Origin of the sequence: Halomonas sp. CSM-2 (genome assembly GCF_002119345.1) — a bacterium.
GTDB classification, from domain to species: Bacteria; Pseudomonadota; Gammaproteobacteria; order Pseudomonadales; family Halomonadaceae; genus Vreelandella; species Vreelandella janggokensis.
Genome location: NZ_NBYR01000010.1, coordinates 140,296 through 155,476, shown reverse-complemented (window position 1 = coordinate 155,476; position 15,181 = coordinate 140,296). Strand labels below are relative to the sequence as shown.

The window sequence follows — 15,181 nt, the reverse complement described above, 5'->3', positions numbered from 1 at the left end:
TTTGTACCCCACCTATCGACTGACTGCCCGTTGCCGCGTTTCACTACGTCGCTGGACGTTCACAGTGTTAGAGTGGCGCTATGGAATCGCTTTAACGCATCAAGAAACGCCAGCTATCTAACTTGGCCAAGATACAAGCCGCTGATGAAATGGCCGCTTCAGAGAGCGGAAGCTCACTGGAGGAACGCCTTGAATCGGCCGGTATCGGCGGCAGCCAGCAAGGGCGGCGACTTGCTGGCACGCCTGAAAGCCAAGAAACATGCCACGCAGTATTAACCTGCTGGTATAGCCCGCCCTGCCGGGTGGGCCTGTTCTAAAGGGGCTCGCAGTGCCTGTTCTATTACGTCTGTTCAAGGCGCTTCAGGCGTCTACGATCAATGTCAGTTGGATGTTTTTGTTGTTGATGGTCATCAGCCATGCGGCACTTTCATGGGCCCTTATGGCGATGAGCAGCGAAGCGGTAGCCGAGACTTTCGGAACATGGGTGTACTTTTACGTCACCACGGCGACAACGGTGGGCTATGGCGACTATAGTCCGGTAACGTCCAGCGGCCAGTGGGCCGCCGCCTTATGGGTGATTCCCGGCGGCATTATGCTGTTTGCCGCGTTTATCGGTAAAGCAACCGCTAATATCAGTTCAACATGGAGAATGCTGGTGCAGGGTAATGCTGATTACAGCCATCTTAACGGACATACCCTCGTCGTCGGTTGGCATGGCGAGCCAACAGCGCATATTATTCGCATCCTGCAGGCCGACACTAACCTCCCCGACGATATTGTGCTGTGCGTCGCCAAAGATATCGACAACCCATTGCCGGGCAGCATCAAGTTCGTCAAAGGCGATAGCTTTTCCGATACTGAACTGCTGGCACGAGCGGGCATTCAAGGAGCCAGCCGCATCATTATTTACGATGAGACCGATGAGCGCGTGGCCACCATTGCCTTATCGGTCTTCGATCAAAAGCCGGCTGGCTGCCACGTCGTCGCCCACTGCGATAACCCGGCAACGGCCAACATGTTGCGGCGTACCTTACCGGGTATTGAGTGTACTCAGGGGTTATCGATCGAAATGCTGGTCCGCTCCGCCACCGACGCAGGCATCAGCCGTGTGGTCAATGAGCTGCTCGCCATTGACCACGGCGCAACCCAGTTCCAGGGGTGCTTACCCAACACACTGCCAGCCGATCAAACAGCTCGCTACGGCGACCTGATGAGCCTGGCCAAATCAAGCGACAACATCACACTGTTAGGGGTGTGGCGCCCATCCATTGAGGCGCATCAAATGCTCAACCCTCCGGCTGATTTCGCGGTAGGCAAAGGCGACACTCTGTATTATATGGGTGACAAACGACTTACAGAGGCCGAGCTAACTCGCTTGTTTCAGTCTGCTGCGCAGGGGGCCGCCTGATGCTCAAGACGCTTAAGAGGTTATATCGCGCCACCACCGCTCCCTCTGCGCCACCTCCAGCACCGGGTTTGCCCAACGGTATGCCCCCAGCAGCGCTGGAAGGCTTGCGCCTCGATGGTCGCGTCAACATCCAACTGATTGACCTGTGCACCTACCCCGATGCCCTGTTTCACTGGGACAACGAGGCCTTTCATCATATCGCCGCTGTCGGGCATGTTGATCTCGGCCAAGGTGCCCACCTGGTGCGCTTTTACCTGGATAACGACACTTGGTTGCAAGCCAATATCGAGCAAGAGCAGGTAGTCGAATACAAACTGTTCGATTTCTATCGCGTCGCGCAGCTATCCCCTGTCGAGTTTGATACGCTGGTCAACGGCACTGACCCGCACACCAATCCAACAGGCGCGCAAACCGTTACGATTACCTCGACCGATACATCCGAACGTCGTTGTACTTACCAACGCGTGTGGGGTGATGACGCCCAAGAATGGTCGCCGCCGGCCGTATTCGAGGAACAGGTAGTCACCACTGACAGTATTAGCAGCCGCTACGTTACCCACCACGCCATGCTTTTTGAACGCGCTATCCAGGACGCTGAGCGCATGGAATACGCATTGGTCAGCGCCGAAAACGATGGCGACGGTGGTTTCATGGTGGTGTATAACGTCGGCGTTGACGTTGCCCCGATGGATATCGACGCCCTTTGACTTTTCTCAACCTTCACGAAGGAAACAACGTCCATGCTGCATTATCTGCAGGGTTTACCGTATTTTATTGCCTACCTGGTCGCGGCGATCATTTTGTTGGTCGCATTCATGTACTGCTATAGCCGCATCACGCCGCACCACGAATGGAAGCTGATTCGCGAGGGCAACGCGGCCGCCGCGACCGCCTACGGCGGCTCTATCCTGGGCTTTACCATCCCGCTGTACAGCGCCATGGCCAACTCCATCAGCTTTGTCGACTTCATTTTGTGGGGCGTGGTTGCGTTTATCGTCCAGTTGGCAACCTTCTTCGGCGTGAAGCTGTTCCTACGCAAGCAGGGAGAAAGCCTCTCGCAACATATTACCGAAGGCCACCAGGCTTACGGCATTTTAATGGCAAGCATCGCCGTGGCCGTTGGCTTGCTCAACGCCGCCTCGATGACGTGGTAAAAGGAAGCCGCTGACATGTCCAGATACGATCAAACACCGCATTTGCCGAGACGCAAACGCAGCGCACGCCTGTCACTCGCGATGATGGGCGCCAGCGCCTTTGGCCTGACTGCCTGCGGACAACCACCCCAGGAAGAACACATTACCGACATCGAGTTTGATGAGCCGCGCAGTTTCCAGAGCGTCGAGGATTGTGTCGCCGCAGATGTTTATACGCGCAATGCCTGCGAGGCTGCCTACGAGGCTTCGCTTGAGGACGTGCCGCGCTTTAACACCCTGGAAGAATGTGAGGCGGAACATGGCGAAGGCGCCTGTACCGAACCCACAGATGAGCAGTCACAGGCGGCAACCGGTAGCAGCGGCGGCAGCTGGTTCATGCCTGCCATGATGGGCTATATGGTCGGCAGCATGATGTCCAACACCAGCCGCGGGCGTTCGTTCGAGCGGGTTTATCAAGAGCCGGTGTACCGCAATCGCCAAAACCAGGGCAACTGGAACACCGCGTCAAGCCAGGCTACCCAGCGGATCTCTCAGCGTAACGACGCCATGCGCAGTTCGGTGCGCGCGTCTTCACAGCGTAGTGGCTTTGGCTCGCGTTCATCCACACGGAGTGGCTGGGGCTCTTAACCGCCAGCAAAGCTCACCATGCTACGAATCGATATCCCTGAGCGGCAAAACTGGAAAGCCCTGGCCCACGAACTGGGCTTTCATTTCCATACCATTGAGGGCGAGCCTTACTGGAAGGAAAACGCCTACTACCAGTTCACCATGGAGCAGGTAGAGCGCGACATAGAGGCACCCACCGAGGCAATCCATGAGATGTGCATGGAGTTGGTCGACAAGGTCTGCCACTCCAATGCCTTGATGCAGCGTTTAGCGCTACCCGAGCACATGTGGGACAGCATCCATCACTCGTGGAGAGCCGGTCAGCCGCACCTTTACGGGCGTATGGATTTTGCCTATTCCGGCGATGGCCCGGCAAAGCTGCTGGAACTCAACTACGACACCCCGACCTCACTTTACGAAGCGGGCTTCTTCCAGTGGGTATGGCTCGAGCAAGCCATGGCACAGGGCATCCTGCCGCGTCACGCCGATCAATACAACTCGATACAGGAGCGGCTGATCAATGCCATGGCACACCTGGGTGACCGTCTCGAGGGCCGCACGCTGTATTTCTCGTGCATCAAGGATAACGCCGAAGAGCGTGCCACGGTGCACTACCTGCAGGATGTCGCGGTGCAGGCAGGCCTCAACGCCCCCTTTATCTACACCGAAGATATTGGCCAACATCCGGCGGCCGATCACTTCGTCGACCTCGACGACCAGCCCATTCAGGCGCTGTTCAAGCTGTATCCCTGGGAAGAAATGGCCGACGACGCTTTTGGTGAATTGATTCCCCAGTTAAACACTTACTGGTTTGAGCCGCCCTGGAAGGCGGTGTTATCCAACAAAGGTATCTTGCCGCTGCTGTGGGAACACTTCGAAGGACACCCCAACCTGTTACCGGCATTTTTCGAGAAAGCCAATAGCTCACCGCTACCCGCCGGCTGGGTGCGCAAGCCGTTTTTCTCGCGGGAAGGCAGCAACATCGAACTGATTACCCCTTCGGGCCAGCGCGAAGCGGTCGGTGGCCCCTATACCGATAGCCCCTGGATTCGGCAGGCGTATCACCCCATGCCACGCTTCGGTGATAATCACGCCCTGGTCGGCAGTTGGGTCGTCGGCGACCGTGCCTGCGGCATGGGCATTCGCGAAGACGTCGGGCACATCACCAAGGATTCTTCCTGCTTTGTGCCCCACGCCATTGTCTAACGGTTGATCATGCTTCAGCCCATCAGCCATAAACAGCTGACCGAATCACCCTGGGCGATATCGCGATGCGGCGGGATGACCGCCAGCGCATTGGCCTGAATACACGAGGACAGAACCGACGAGTTCTGATCATCAAACGCCTTGGCATGCGCACCTTGAGCATCAAACGTCAGGACCACGCGCATATAGTGCTGCCGAGGGCCAGTGGATGTTGAAAACTCTGCTCGCGCGGTGACACAAGGCAGCGCTGTCAGATCGGGGCAGCTTAATAGCGCGCCCATCAGCGGGCGTAAAAAAAGCCAGGCGCCGACAAAGCCGGAAACGGGATTACCGGGTAATCCGACAAAGTGCGCCTGCCCGCCTTCGCGTCGCGGCAAGTGCCCCAGCGCCAACGGCTTGCCCGGCCGAATGGCGAGCTTCCACATCGTGAGCTTACCCAGTGCCTCGAGCGAGGCTTTCACGTGATCCTCTTCGCCGACACTCACCCCGCCGGTGCTGACGACGACGTCGGCATCTTCCGCCGCCTGGGCGAGCAGTTCCCGGGTGCGTTCAGCATCGTCGGGCACGCTGACCTGGGTAACCACCTCAGCGCCAAAGGTTGTAAGCAACCGCGTGAGCATGGGGCGGTTTGAGTTATACAGCTGTCCCGGCTTGAGCGGCGTACCGGGGTCAACCACTTCATCGCCGGTATACAACAGCGCTACCCGCGGCCGACGGCGAACGCCAACCTCTGTCACCCCCTGTCCGGCCAGGTGGCCTAGCGCTGCGGCCTCCAGGCTCTGACCGGCGCTCAGCAGCACATCCCCCTGGCGCACATCGCGCCCCTTCAAACGCACATTGTCGCCAGCGGGGATATCCGCAGGGATCGTGGCAACATCGCCATCCACCTCGACGCGCTCCTGCATGACCACGCAGTCGGCCCCGGGGGGGATTTCACCGCCGGTAAAAATCCGTGCGCAGCTGCCCGGCGCCAGCGGCGTGGCAGGCGTGCCCGCCGCAATCCGCTGGCTGACCCACAGTCGCTGCCCGGCATCCCCCGCCCGCAGCGCGTAGCCGTCCATCGCGCTATTGGTATACGGCGGCACATCAAGCTGCGCGGTAACGTCTTCAGCCAGCACCCGCCCGGCCGCGTCGGGAAGCGCCACGCGCTCCGCCGTCATGGGCGTGACGTCTGCCAGCAGCGCAGCCAGGGCATCATCAATGGAGTGCAGCTCAGCCATGCTGGCCTCGCTCGGGGATCACCAGGTTGGCGAAGTTGCACGGCTTGTGGCGGCTGTCGAGCTGTTCGGCAAGAATGCCGTCCCAGCCGGTGCGACAGGCGCCGGTCGAACCCGGCAGGCAGAAGATCACCGTGGCGTTGGCCAGCCCGCCGAGACAGCGGCTTTGAATTGTGGAGCTGCCGATTTCCTCGCCGCTCAGCTGACGGAATCGCTCGCCAAAGCCTTCAATTGGTTTGTCGAGCAGCACCCGTACCGCCTCCGGCGTCGAATCGCGGCCGGTAAAGCCGGTGCCGCCGGTGGTGATCACGCCCTGCACCGCAGGGTCAGCAATCCATTGGGCCACCACGGCGCGAATGGTGTACACGTCGTCCGGCACGATACGCTTTTCTACCAGCTGGTGACCGGCCTGGGTCAGCCGTTCGACCAGGGCCTGGCCACTGCGATCGGTCTCATCGGTGCGCGTATCGGAAATCGTCAGTACCGCGATACGCAGCGGAATCATCGGCTCCATGGGCTACTCCTTGGCGCGCTTTTGCGCTTGCCGGGCCTCAAGCGCCGCCAGTTGTTCCGGCGTTGCCTTGCCTTGGTAGAGGTCTTTCCACTCATCGTAAGGCATGCCGTAGACGTACTCGCGGGCCTCTTCATAGCTCAGGCTTTCGCCCCGCGCCTCCGCCGCGCTCACCAGCCACTTGGACAGACAGTTGCGACAGAAATCGGCCAGAATCATCAGGTCGATATTCTGCACGTCTTTATTGTCATCAAGATGCTGCAACAGCTGGCGAAAGGCCGCCGCCTCGATCTCGGTACGGGTGGTATCGTCAAACTGATTCATTTAGGTGACCTCCATGATAGATATTACGCTCAGCATAACAAAAGACACCGCCCGTAGGCGGTGTCCTTTGCGACATTCCAGCGCGCCTTACGACGAGCGTGGGGCGGGTGACTCACCCGAGTTGTTTGATGCTTTCTGGTCAGCCAGTTCCTGCTCGGAAACCGACTGATCCTTGACCTCTTCGTACCACAGGTTGTGGTGCTCCTTGGCCCAGGTCTCATCAACGTAGCCAGTGGTCATGCCTTCCAGCGACCCTTCAGTGCCCAGGGTGCCGATGTAGATATGGCCGACCGACACGGCCGTGAGCCCCAGGGCGCCTACAGCGTGAACCAGGTTGGCCCACTGCATGGTGTCGCGACCTTGCCCGAAATTCGGGAAGTCGAGGACGAGGCCGCTGGCAACCACCAGCAGCCCCACCGAGGCCAGCAGCCAGTACCAGGCTTTTTCACCGCCGTTGGCGAAGCCCGCATCCACGTGGCCTTTACCAACAAGGCCACCGCCTTTCTTGAACCATTCCAGGTCGTGCTTCTTGGGCATGTTGTCCTTGATCAGGCTGACCAGCATCACGATCAACAACACGCTGAAGATCGGCCCCAGATAGTTGTGCAGCAACTTAGAGGACGAGACCATCCAGCCCCAGAAGGCATCGCCAAACAGCCCCCGAAAGACAAACTTGCCAAACAGCAGGTTGAGACCGGTGAGCGCCAGGACGATAAACAGCGACGCCACGGACCAGTGCAAGGCACGCATGAATAGCGGCCAGCGGAACAGCTTGCGTCCCGATCGCGGCTCTTCAAGGTGTTTACGCCCGACGATGAGGTAGAACAGCGTAATGATCACGATCATGCCGCCAATCACGATCAGGCCGAAGGGTGACACCCAGCGGTTACGCCACTGACGCCAGGTTTCACCGCTGGCGTTGATCAGGTTGTAGTTACTGTCGGCTCGCGAATCACGGTAGTTGGGACCGGTCTCGCCGCTACGGACTTGTCGCCACTGGTCCGCATCGATGCCGGGCGCCGCCGTGCTCATTTCACGATTGGGGTCAGCTTCCTGGGCATGAGCTACCTGCGCCACGCCCAGACTGAACACCAGGGCGAAGGCCAACAGCAGCCAGCGCCAGACTCCTTGCCATTGAGACAGGTGCGGCACCCCACCGGGTGCCTGAGCAGTCAACTGGTTCATGGAAAGCCTCCTTACCCTTTACGGGCAGCATCATAGGCTAGGTTGTCGGCACTGGCCTGAGGGTTGTTGGACCAGGCGCCATCTTCATGGCCTCGATGCACCACACGCTGACGGAAAATATCCGCCACGTCTTGGGCATCGCCTGCCAGAAGTGCCTTGGTGGAGCACATTTCCGCACACAGCGGCAGCTTGCCTTCGGCGATGCGGTTGGCGCCGTACTTCTCGTACTCTTCTTCCTTGCTTTCGGCAGGGCCGCCCGCACAGAAGGTACATTTGTCCATCTTGCCGCGCTCGCCAAACGCATCCTGCTGCGGGAACTGCGGGGCGCCGAACGGGCAGGCATAAAGGCAATAACCGCACCCGATGCACAGGTCCTTGTCGTGCAGCACGATGCCGTCGTCAGTCTTGTAGAAGCAGTCGGTCGGGCACACGGCCATGCAGGGGGCGTCGTCACAGTGCATGCAGGCGACCGAAATGGACATCTCGTCGGCTTCGCCGTCATTCAGTGTCACAACACGTCGACGCTGAATGCCCCATTCGACATCATTGGCATTTTTACAGGCGGTCACGCAGCCGTTGCATTCGATGCAGCGCTCGGCGTCACACATAAATTTCATTTGAGCCATGGTGTTCTCCTTATACGGTGCGGGATGTCTCCCGCACCGTGGATGCTGTCAGGTCTAGGCGAGCCTCAGGCACGCTCGATGCGGCAGATGGTGCACTTGGTCTCTTGCATCAGTGTCACCGGGTCGTAGCCATAAGTGGTCGCGGTATTGGCCGCTTCGCCGATTACGTAGGGAGCAGTGCCCTCAGGGTACATGCCCTCCAGGCTTTCGCCCTGGAACATGCCGCCAAAGTGGAATGGCATGAAGGCCACCTTGCGGTCCACGCGTGGCGTGACCATCGCCTTCACCTTCACGCGTCCGCCTTCGGCCCCTTCGACCCATACCTGGTCGCCATCGCTGATGCCGATATCATTGGCATCGGCCGGGTTGATCTCCACAAACATCTCTTGCTGAAGCTCGGCCAGCCACGACATGGAGCGCGTTTCTTCACCGCCGCCTTCGTATTCGACCAGTCGCCCGGAAGTGAGGATGATCGGGTAGTCATCCACCGAGGGGGCACCGTCCTGTACGCTCTTGTACATGGTCGGCAGGCGCATGATGGAGTCAAAGTCGTCCCAGGTCGGGTATTTGTCGACCAGGTCACGGCGGGTTGAGTAGAGCGGCTCACGGTGCTTCGGCACTGCGTCAGGGAAGGTCCACACCACTGCCCGCGCCTTGGCGTTACCGTACGGGGCGCAGCCGTGCTCGATCGCGACACGCTGAATACCGCCGGACAGATCGGTTTTCCAGTTCTTGCCTTCCGCCGCTTGTTTCTCGGCGTCGGTAAGGTCGTTCCACCAGCCAAGGTCTTTCAGCAGCTGGTCGTTGAACTCCGGGTAGCCATCGTCGATATCGCCATTCACCGGCGCGGAACCTTCAGCCAGCAGATTGACGCCGTCCCGCTCGATGCCAAACCGAGCGCGGAAGCCCATGCCGCCTTCCATCACCGGTACGCTTGGATCATAAAGATTGGGCGAGCCGGGATGATTGAACTCGGCCGTTCCCCAGCAGGGCCAGGGCAAACCGTAATAATCGCCATCCGCCGGGCCGCCTTGGGCGCGCAGGTTTTCAAAGCTGAAGGTGTGCCAGTTTTGCTGGTGTTCCTTCAGGCGCTCCGGGCTTTGACCGGTGTAGCCGACGGTCCACATGCCAGCGTTGATTTCCCGCAGGATATCTTCGATCAGCGGTTCGTCGCCGTTCATCTCATAGTTGGCGACCAGCTCGTCGCCAAAGCCGAGCTTGCGGGCGAAAAGGTACATGATCTCGTGATCGGGCTTGGACTCGAACAGCGGGTCGATGACCTTGTCCCGCCACTGCAGGGAACGGTTGGTCGCCGTCACGCTGCCGGTGGTTTCGAACTGGGTCGCGGCCGGCAACAGGTACACACCGTCGGTGCGGTCGTGCATGACGGCCGCAACGGTCGGGTAGGGATCGACGATGACCATCATTTCGAGCTTTTTCATGGCCTGCTGCATTTCGACGCCGCGGGTCTGGGAGTTGACCGCGTGACCCCAATAGAACATGGCCTTGAGCGCCGTACGCTGGGAGATGTTCTCGTCTTCTTCCAGCACTCCGTCCACCCAGCGCGACACGGTGATACCGGCGCTGTTCATGGGCTTGCCATCGTTGTACTCGGTATCGTCGAAGCGGCCCTGCAGCCACTCGTAATCAACGTTCCAGACGTTGGACCAGTGCTGCCAAGCGCCTTCCGAGAGACCGTAGTACCCTGGCAGCGAATCGGAACCCAGCCCCAGGTCGGTCGCCCCCTGCACGTTGTCGTGACCGCGCAGGATGTTGGCACCGCCACCGGCCACGCCGATGTTACCCAGCGCGAGCTCGAGGATGCAGTAAGCGCGGGTATTGTTGTTACCCGTGGTGTGCTGGGTACCGCCCATGCACCAGACGACACACCCCGGACGGTTTTCGGACAGGGTCTTGGCCACGTCGAACATGTCCTGTTCGCTGACCCCGGTGATGTCCTCAACGACGCTCGGCGGGAAGTTGGCTACCTCAGCGCGTACATCGTCCATGCCGTAAACGCGCTGGTTGATGTATTCGCTGTCTTCCCAGCCGTTCTCAAAGATGTGCCACAGCAGACCCCAGACGTAGGCAACGTCGGAACCCGGACGCAGGCGCACGTATTTGTTGGCCTTGGCGGCCGTACGCGTGAAGCGCGGGTCGGCCACAATGATCTGGCAGTTGTTGCGTTCCTTGGCAATCAGGAAGTGCTGCATTGCCACCGGGTGCGCTTCGGACGGGTTCGAGCCAATGAACAGGATCGCCTTGCTGTTGTGCGTGTCGTTGAGCGAGTTGGTCATCGCCCCATAACCCCAGGTATTGGCAACCCCGGCCACGGTCGTGGAGTGACAGATACGCGCCTGGTGGTCGGTGTTGTTGGTGCCCCACATGGAGGCAAGCTTGCGCATCAGGTACGCCTGCTCGTTGTTGAACTTGGCCGAACCAAGCCAGTAAACGCTGTCGGGGCCGTGCTCGTCGCGCAGCTCAAGCAGCTTGTCGCCAATCTCGTTGACGGCATCTTCCCAGCTCATGCGCTCCCATTCGCCGCCCACCAGCTTCATGGGGTACTTCAAACGGCGGCTGGAATGGCCGTGCTGGCGTAGCGAAGCGCCTTTCGCACAGTGGGCACCACGGTTGATCGGGTGGTCAAAGGCCGGCTCTTGCTTGGTCCAGATCCCCTCTTGCACTTCGGCATACACGCCGCAGCCCACCGAGCAGTGCGAACAGATCGTGCGCTTGGTTTCCACGGGGGAATCCAGCACCGGCGTTTTGTCAGCCGATTCCGCGCGACGCATCATGGGCGCGCCCATAAAGCCTAGTGCGGCCACACCGCCCGTCGCTACGCCGCTGCGCTGTATAAACTGGCGGCGCGAAATACCCAGGCCGGGCGCTTTGGGAGTGTCTGTTTTGCGAGTTAAACGCATGGCAATTCTCCTGGCATTCCGCCGTCAGTCACGCAAGGAAGCGTAAAAAGCACGGACGTGATCGGTCTCACGATAATTGGTTGTTGGTTTTTCAACGTCGCTGGGAGCGCTATCGGCTTGCGCCAGGGTGACGTGTCCGACCGTAGCGGCCGCGCCTGCAGCGGCTGTTCCCAAACCTACGGTTTTCATGAACCGGCGGCGCTCAGGATTATGTGACTGTTGCATGGTGCTCTCCTCTCTTGCCATGGCCGTTGGCCGTTTTATCTTATGCTATGGCTGCTGCGCGCTCACCGGTGGGCGAATCAACGCATTAGCGCGTCACGTCAAGGTTCCACAATGTTGACTGGGGCATGGCTCGCCTCGATTGCCAGACGATCCTCTTCGCTTGTCATGAAAGCACTGCCCAACTGCCCGAGCGCTGCATAAAAAGCGGTATCGACTTGCCCTAAGTCGTCAAAACAGTCGCTTGCCCAAGGGGCAAGGTGATGCATAAAGAAGTGCGCCTGGTCGGGGCTCGTCGCGTCGATCAGCATGGCCATCACCTCGCACAGCGCGGCCAGGTGATCTTCGGGATCCTTTGTGTGCTCGCTGCGCTCGAAGCCCAGCGCACCAAGATCGCGACGTAGCGCGACCAGTGCCGCCTCCATCAGTTCACCGTTGCGGTACCAGGAGGCATAGGGCACCACATCGCCCTGGATCACGCCGACCAGATGACCAAAGTGCGCTCGCTTCAGGCTCGCTGCGTCAACGCTGTTCGCGGCTTGACTGAGCCCATGCCAGCATTCGGCCAGGCGGCTGCCGTCCTGCTCGATATCGAGCGACGCCAGCCAGCCAAGCAGCTCTTCGGTGGGCGCTTCGCGCAATAGCGCGGCGATAAGCCGGTAGATATCTGCTCGTAACGCATCGGCTTCGCTTAATGTCGGGGCAGCTTGCGTCATGGCTTATACCTTCAACTGGGCGTCGGGATCACGAATCATGGTTTTCCATACGTCTTTCACCCGACAGTCTTCGCACATCTCCAGGCGCAGCATGGCGTCGCCTGCAAAATAGGGATGATCAGCCAGCTTGGCCTTGATATTGGCGACCGTGCTCGCCGTGGCAAACGGCTTGCCGCAGCCGATGCACTCAAAGGGCGCTTCTTCGTGACACACATGGCGAGCCTCACGCTCGGCAGTGGCCAGAAAGCCGGGAGTCAGGGTAATGGCATCTTCAGGGCAGGCCTGCTCGCAGAGCCCACACTGCACGCAATCCGCTTCGCGGAAGTTCAGCGACGGCGTATTGCCACCGGATGACAGCGCAGGGGTTGGACAATTGCTGACACAAGCGTGGCACAGGGTGCAGGCATCACTGTCGACCTGAATGCCGCCGTAGGCGGCACCCTCTGGCATGGCATGTCGCTGGCCGCTGGGCTCGCCAAGTTCGCCCAGGCGCGCGAGCACGATATTCAGGCGAGCACGCTTCTCAGGCTCATTCAACGACAGTGGCTGGTCGGTCAGTGGCGTTAGCAATGGCAGCGCGTCGCGTGCCTGAGCAGCGTCAGTATCCAGCAGTTGCACGCGTTCGGGGTTATGCCCCAGCGCCGACAGCAATGTCCGAGCCTGGGCCAACTGATCGGTCAGGAAGGCGCTAAGGCGCTGAGGCATATCGGCATGTCGCTGAATGCGCACCTCTGCCGCGCCGCTGGCAAGGGCGGTTAGCCACTGGTCATGACCGGCCGCACCCAGTTCTTCCAGGGGAATATCCAGCACGTGCCCGGCGGGGACTACACCCGCCGCTTTTTCGGCGTCCTGGGAATCGTGAGTGATAAAGCGCAGTACCGGTGCTTGACCGCCCGCCTCGCGGTAGGCGGCCAGCCAGCTTGAGAGCGTGTCCTGCTGGCGGCGTGTATCGGGCAAGCGAAATTCGATCGCGCCGGTGGGGCAGGCACTCGTGCAACTGCCTACGCCCTGGCACAGGTAGGGATCAATCTCGATCTGCGATTCGATACGCCCTTGATGGCTGCTGATGGCATCGGCAGGGCACACGTCCAGGCAGCGCGTGCAGCCAACATTGCCGCTGGCGGAATGCGCACAGAGATCGCTGTTGACCTGGAAATAACGCGGCTTGTCGAACTCCCCGATCAGCTCGCCGACGCTGTCCAGCGCCTCGCGGCGCCGCTCGGTATCGGTCCAGTCGAGGGTGACATACCCCGGGGGTGGCAACTCGCGCGACATCACCGGGCGGGCGCTCAGGTCCAGTACAAGATCGAAGTGATCACGATCAATGAGTGCCCGAGCCAGACTAAGCGGGGTACCGTCGTTATCAAACTGGACAGCAAAAGCGCCAAGGTAGCCTGAAATGCTTAACACCTCGGCCTGCTCAGGCGTCATTTGATAGCGGACAAGCGGTTGAGCATGTCCCTGTGGCGATGAGTCGGACGACAGCGTGTCCTCGGAACCGGTATCTTGCGATTCACCGGAGCCGGCGGGGGTATTGATGGTCAGCAACGTCAACGAAGCGAGCCCGCTGCCCTTCAAGGCATGGGCAGCTTTCTCGGCGGCGTCGCTTGGACCAATCACCAACGCATGACCACGGCTGTGATAGGTCACATTCGCGGGCGTCAGGTTCGCCGGCCATGAGATGCGTTGGCGTACAGCTTCTCTGGCTTCGGCGTTACGCTGGTCGTCCAGGGACGCCAGTTGGATTCTTTGGTTCATGCATTCTCACGGTCAGAGGATCATTTTTTATTATATTAGTGGGTCATATTTTTTAACTATTTTGGCATATCGGCTGCACCAATACATAACATTAGTGCACAGCGATAAAATCATTTTCCATTTTTTTAAGCCTATTCGCTCAGCTTATGGCGATTTCGTCATCTATGCCAAGAAAAACGCGCCTTGCACTTTCAACGCTGTTGTTCCGATATTTATTCAAGTCATTGTTTTAAAAAAACTAAAACTCATCTCATGCTTTGGTATGAGAGCCATCAGACTGGTCGTCTTGCGCCACCTTTCCCTCAGAGCCAGTCGGATTGGATGCATCTCCATTGGAAGAAGATACTTGCTCCTTGTCGCCCTCTGCCGGTGCTTGTTCGGCCTGGGTATCGTTGGCCTTGTCGGCCACGGATTCATCGGCTTTCTTGGCCCACCGACGCAACTTGCCCGCCAGCTCGGAGGCCATGGGCTTCAACTGCTGGCGATAGTCAAGGTCATAGTCATCCAGACCGTCGCGCACATTGTAGTTCCCTGTTGCCCAAAGGCGTTTTAACGCCCGGCGCCGCAACGCTGAACTGACACCGGGTACCATGTAGCCACTGAAATCACTGCCCGCCTCCAGCGTTTCGGGGTCGGGCAGGGTTTCATCCAGGCTACCGGGCGGGGGTGGCGCAGGTCGTATGGGCTCGCCAGATTCGGTATCGTCTGCTTCATGATTTTCCGCCGATCCAGCCCTGTTAGCCGGGTCCGTTTCATCCAGCGGAAGTGGTGGTGACTCGCTGCGGTCTTTCGTCTCGGGGGCTGCTGCGGATGGTTGATCGTCCGGCTCGAGACCTCGCTTGATACGCGACCAGCGCTCTAAACGACTCATTGCGGTTTCTCCTGGGTGGGCGTTTCCTTGGCGCGCCCGGCCCCCTTGTGTTTCTTCTTGCGAATTTCCATCGGCGCTTCACCGTGGCGGGCCAGATAGCTTTCGATCCATATCTGGATCGCCATCGGCATCGCCACTTCCAGCACCTGCTGCTCGCCATCCATCCAACCGGCTGCGACATCTTGACTCGCCGTCATCGCCGCAGGCTCAGGGGCCTGTCCAGTAAAACCGGCACGCACGAACAATCGTGGCGTGGTGGCCGTCAGGTTAAAGCGATAGGCAGCGCGCTCGGTCATGAACAGCTGCAAAAACAGCACGTGTGGGCCCTGCTCACCTAGCGTCACCTCACCGATACGCCATTGTGTCTGGCTAAACCGGTTGATCTGCTTGTTCTCGGCGACCAGCGTAATACTTAACGGGCGGAGATTATCGGTCATTACGGCGGCCCTTATGCTT

General features: G+C 59.5%; 17 protein-coding genes. 6 read left to right on the top strand and 11 right to left on the bottom strand.

From position 1 onward, the window contains the following. Nucleotides 1-122 precede the first annotated feature (122 nt). From B7L15_RS19555 to B7L15_RS10650, 6 genes are read left to right on the top strand one after another with little or no spacing between them, the layout of a single operon-like run. Complete coding sequence (locus tag B7L15_RS19555) at nt 123-317, top strand: hypothetical protein (RefSeq protein ID WP_176243667.1); 195 nt, start codon at nt 123-125, stop codon at nt 315-317. Nucleotides 318-328: 11 nt separating this feature from the next. Then, complete coding sequence (locus tag B7L15_RS10670; protein WP_085918957.1) at nt 329-1,408, top strand: ion channel; 1,080 nt, start codon at nt 329-331, stop codon at nt 1,406-1,408. Beyond that, nucleotides 1,408-2,115 carry a DUF2491 family protein gene (locus B7L15_RS10665; protein ID WP_085918956.1) on the top strand — a complete coding sequence of 236 codons (708 nt, stop codon included), beginning with the start codon at nt 1,408-1,410 and terminating at the stop codon, nt 2,113-2,115. The genes B7L15_RS10670 and B7L15_RS10665 overlap by 1 nt, the downstream gene beginning before the upstream one ends. A gap of 33 nt (nt 2,116-2,148) precedes the next feature. Next, nucleotides 2,149-2,562: a DUF350 domain-containing protein gene (locus B7L15_RS10660; RefSeq protein ID WP_085918955.1), complete on the top strand. Its 414-nt coding sequence runs from the start codon at nt 2,149-2,151 to the stop codon at nt 2,560-2,562. Between the two features lie 15 nt (nt 2,563-2,577). Then, a complete protein-coding gene (locus B7L15_RS10655) occupies nt 2,578-3,189 on the top strand; it encodes a DUF1190 domain-containing protein (protein WP_085918954.1) in 612 nt (203 codons plus the stop codon). A gap of 18 nt (nt 3,190-3,207) precedes the next feature. Then, nucleotides 3,208-4,374, top strand: a complete 1,167-nt coding sequence (locus B7L15_RS10650; protein WP_085918953.1) for a glutathionylspermidine synthase family protein — start codon at nt 3,208-3,210, stop codon at nt 4,372-4,374. A 14-nt stretch (nt 4,375-4,388) separates the two neighbouring features. Here the strand turns inward: B7L15_RS10650 and B7L15_RS10645 are convergent, their stop codons facing one another. The 11 genes from B7L15_RS10645 to B7L15_RS10595 all read right to left on the bottom strand — a co-directional run bounded on the left by B7L15_RS10645 (nt 4,389) and on the right by B7L15_RS10595 (nt 15,162). Continuing rightward, nucleotides 4,389-5,594: a molybdopterin molybdotransferase MoeA gene (locus B7L15_RS10645; protein WP_085918952.1), complete on the bottom strand. Its 1,206-nt coding sequence runs from the start codon at nt 5,592-5,594 to the stop codon at nt 4,389-4,391. Next, entirely contained in the window at nt 5,587-6,105 is a 519-nt protein-coding gene (moaB, locus tag B7L15_RS10640) for a molybdenum cofactor biosynthesis protein B (RefSeq protein ID WP_085918951.1), read from the bottom strand. The genes B7L15_RS10645 and moaB overlap by 8 nt, the downstream gene beginning before the upstream one ends. A 3-nt stretch (nt 6,106-6,108) precedes the next feature. After that, nucleotides 6,109-6,426, bottom strand: coding sequence for a DUF1244 domain-containing protein (locus B7L15_RS10635; RefSeq protein ID WP_085918950.1), 318 nt, complete (start codon nt 6,424-6,426; stop codon nt 6,109-6,111). 87 nt (nt 6,427-6,513) lie between these two features. Continuing rightward, the gene (locus B7L15_RS10630; protein WP_085918949.1) at nt 6,514-7,611 is read right to left on the bottom strand and encodes a formate dehydrogenase subunit gamma; all 1,098 of its coding nucleotides are present in this window, start codon (nt 7,609-7,611) and stop codon (nt 6,514-6,516) included. A gap of 11 nt (nt 7,612-7,622) precedes the next feature. Continuing rightward, complete coding sequence (gene fdh3B / locus B7L15_RS10625) at nt 7,623-8,237, bottom strand: formate dehydrogenase FDH3 subunit beta (protein ID WP_085918948.1); 615 nt, start codon at nt 8,235-8,237, stop codon at nt 7,623-7,625. Nucleotides 8,238-8,302: 65 nt separating this feature from the next. Further along, nucleotides 8,303-11,158 carry a formate dehydrogenase subunit alpha gene (locus B7L15_RS10620; protein ID WP_085918947.1) on the bottom strand — a complete coding sequence of 952 codons (2,856 nt, stop codon included), beginning with the start codon at nt 11,156-11,158 and terminating at the stop codon, nt 8,303-8,305. 24 nt (nt 11,159-11,182) lie between these two features. Then, nucleotides 11,183-11,383, bottom strand: coding sequence for a twin-arginine translocation signal domain-containing protein (locus B7L15_RS10615; RefSeq protein ID WP_085918946.1), 201 nt, complete (start codon nt 11,381-11,383; stop codon nt 11,183-11,185). Nucleotides 11,384-11,481: 98 nt separating this feature from the next. Continuing rightward, nucleotides 11,482-12,096, bottom strand: a complete 615-nt coding sequence (locus B7L15_RS10610; protein ID WP_085918945.1) for a TorD/DmsD family molecular chaperone — start codon at nt 12,094-12,096, stop codon at nt 11,482-11,484. Between the two features lie 3 nt (nt 12,097-12,099). Then, nucleotides 12,100-13,854, bottom strand: coding sequence for a 4Fe-4S binding protein (locus tag B7L15_RS10605; protein ID WP_085918944.1), 1,755 nt, complete (start codon nt 13,852-13,854; stop codon nt 12,100-12,102). A gap of 250 nt (nt 13,855-14,104) precedes the next feature. Next, complete coding sequence (locus B7L15_RS10600) at nt 14,105-14,725, bottom strand: DUF3306 domain-containing protein (protein WP_085918943.1); 621 nt, start codon at nt 14,723-14,725, stop codon at nt 14,105-14,107. Next, nucleotides 14,722-15,162, bottom strand: coding sequence for a DUF3305 domain-containing protein (locus B7L15_RS10595; RefSeq protein WP_085918942.1), 441 nt, complete (start codon nt 15,160-15,162; stop codon nt 14,722-14,724). Before B7L15_RS10595 ends, B7L15_RS10600 begins: the two co-directional genes overlap by 4 nt. Nucleotides 15,163-15,181: the final 19 nt, after the last annotated feature.

What these genes read in the sequence shown, in the direction of transcription:
- B7L15_RS10615 (WP_085918946.1), bottom strand. Translation starts at nt 11,383, where the DNA reads ATGCAACAGTCACATAATCCTGAGCGCCGCCGGTTCATGAAAACCGTA.
- B7L15_RS10630 (WP_085918949.1), bottom strand. Translation starts at nt 7,611, where the DNA reads ATGAACCAGTTGACTGCTCAGGCACCCGGTGGGGTGCCGCACCTGTCT.
- B7L15_RS10660 (WP_085918955.1), top strand. Translation starts at nt 2,149, where the DNA reads ATGCTGCATTATCTGCAGGGTTTACCGTATTTTATTGCCTACCTGGTC.
- B7L15_RS10655 (WP_085918954.1), top strand. Translation starts at nt 2,578, where the DNA reads ATGTCCAGATACGATCAAACACCGCATTTGCCGAGACGCAAACGCAGC.
- B7L15_RS10605 (WP_085918944.1), bottom strand. Translation starts at nt 13,854, where the DNA reads ATGAACCAAAGAATCCAACTGGCGTCCCTGGACGACCAGCGTAACGCC.
- fdh3B (WP_085918948.1), bottom strand. Translation starts at nt 8,237, where the DNA reads ATGGCTCAAATGAAATTTATGTGTGACGCCGAGCGCTGCATCGAATGC.
- B7L15_RS10595 (WP_085918942.1), bottom strand. Translation starts at nt 15,162, where the DNA reads ATGACCGATAATCTCCGCCCGTTAAGTATTACGCTGGTCGCCGAGAAC.
- B7L15_RS10650 (WP_085918953.1), top strand. Translation starts at nt 3,208, where the DNA reads ATGCTACGAATCGATATCCCTGAGCGGCAAAACTGGAAAGCCCTGGCC.
- B7L15_RS10645 (WP_085918952.1), bottom strand. Translation starts at nt 5,594, where the DNA reads ATGGCTGAGCTGCACTCCATTGATGATGCCCTGGCTGCGCTGCTGGCA.
- B7L15_RS10665 (WP_085918956.1), top strand. Translation starts at nt 1,408, where the DNA reads ATGCTCAAGACGCTTAAGAGGTTATATCGCGCCACCACCGCTCCCTCT.
- B7L15_RS10600 (WP_085918943.1), bottom strand. Translation starts at nt 14,725, where the DNA reads ATGAGTCGTTTAGAGCGCTGGTCGCGTATCAAGCGAGGTCTCGAGCCG.
- moaB (WP_085918951.1), bottom strand. Translation starts at nt 6,105, where the DNA reads ATGGAGCCGATGATTCCGCTGCGTATCGCGGTACTGACGATTTCCGAT.
- B7L15_RS10610 (WP_085918945.1), bottom strand. Translation starts at nt 12,096, where the DNA reads ATGACGCAAGCTGCCCCGACATTAAGCGAAGCCGATGCGTTACGAGCA.
- B7L15_RS10620 (WP_085918947.1), bottom strand. Translation starts at nt 11,158, where the DNA reads ATGCGTTTAACTCGCAAAACAGACACTCCCAAAGCGCCCGGCCTGGGT.
- B7L15_RS10635 (WP_085918950.1), bottom strand. Translation starts at nt 6,426, where the DNA reads ATGAATCAGTTTGACGATACCACCCGTACCGAGATCGAGGCGGCGGCC.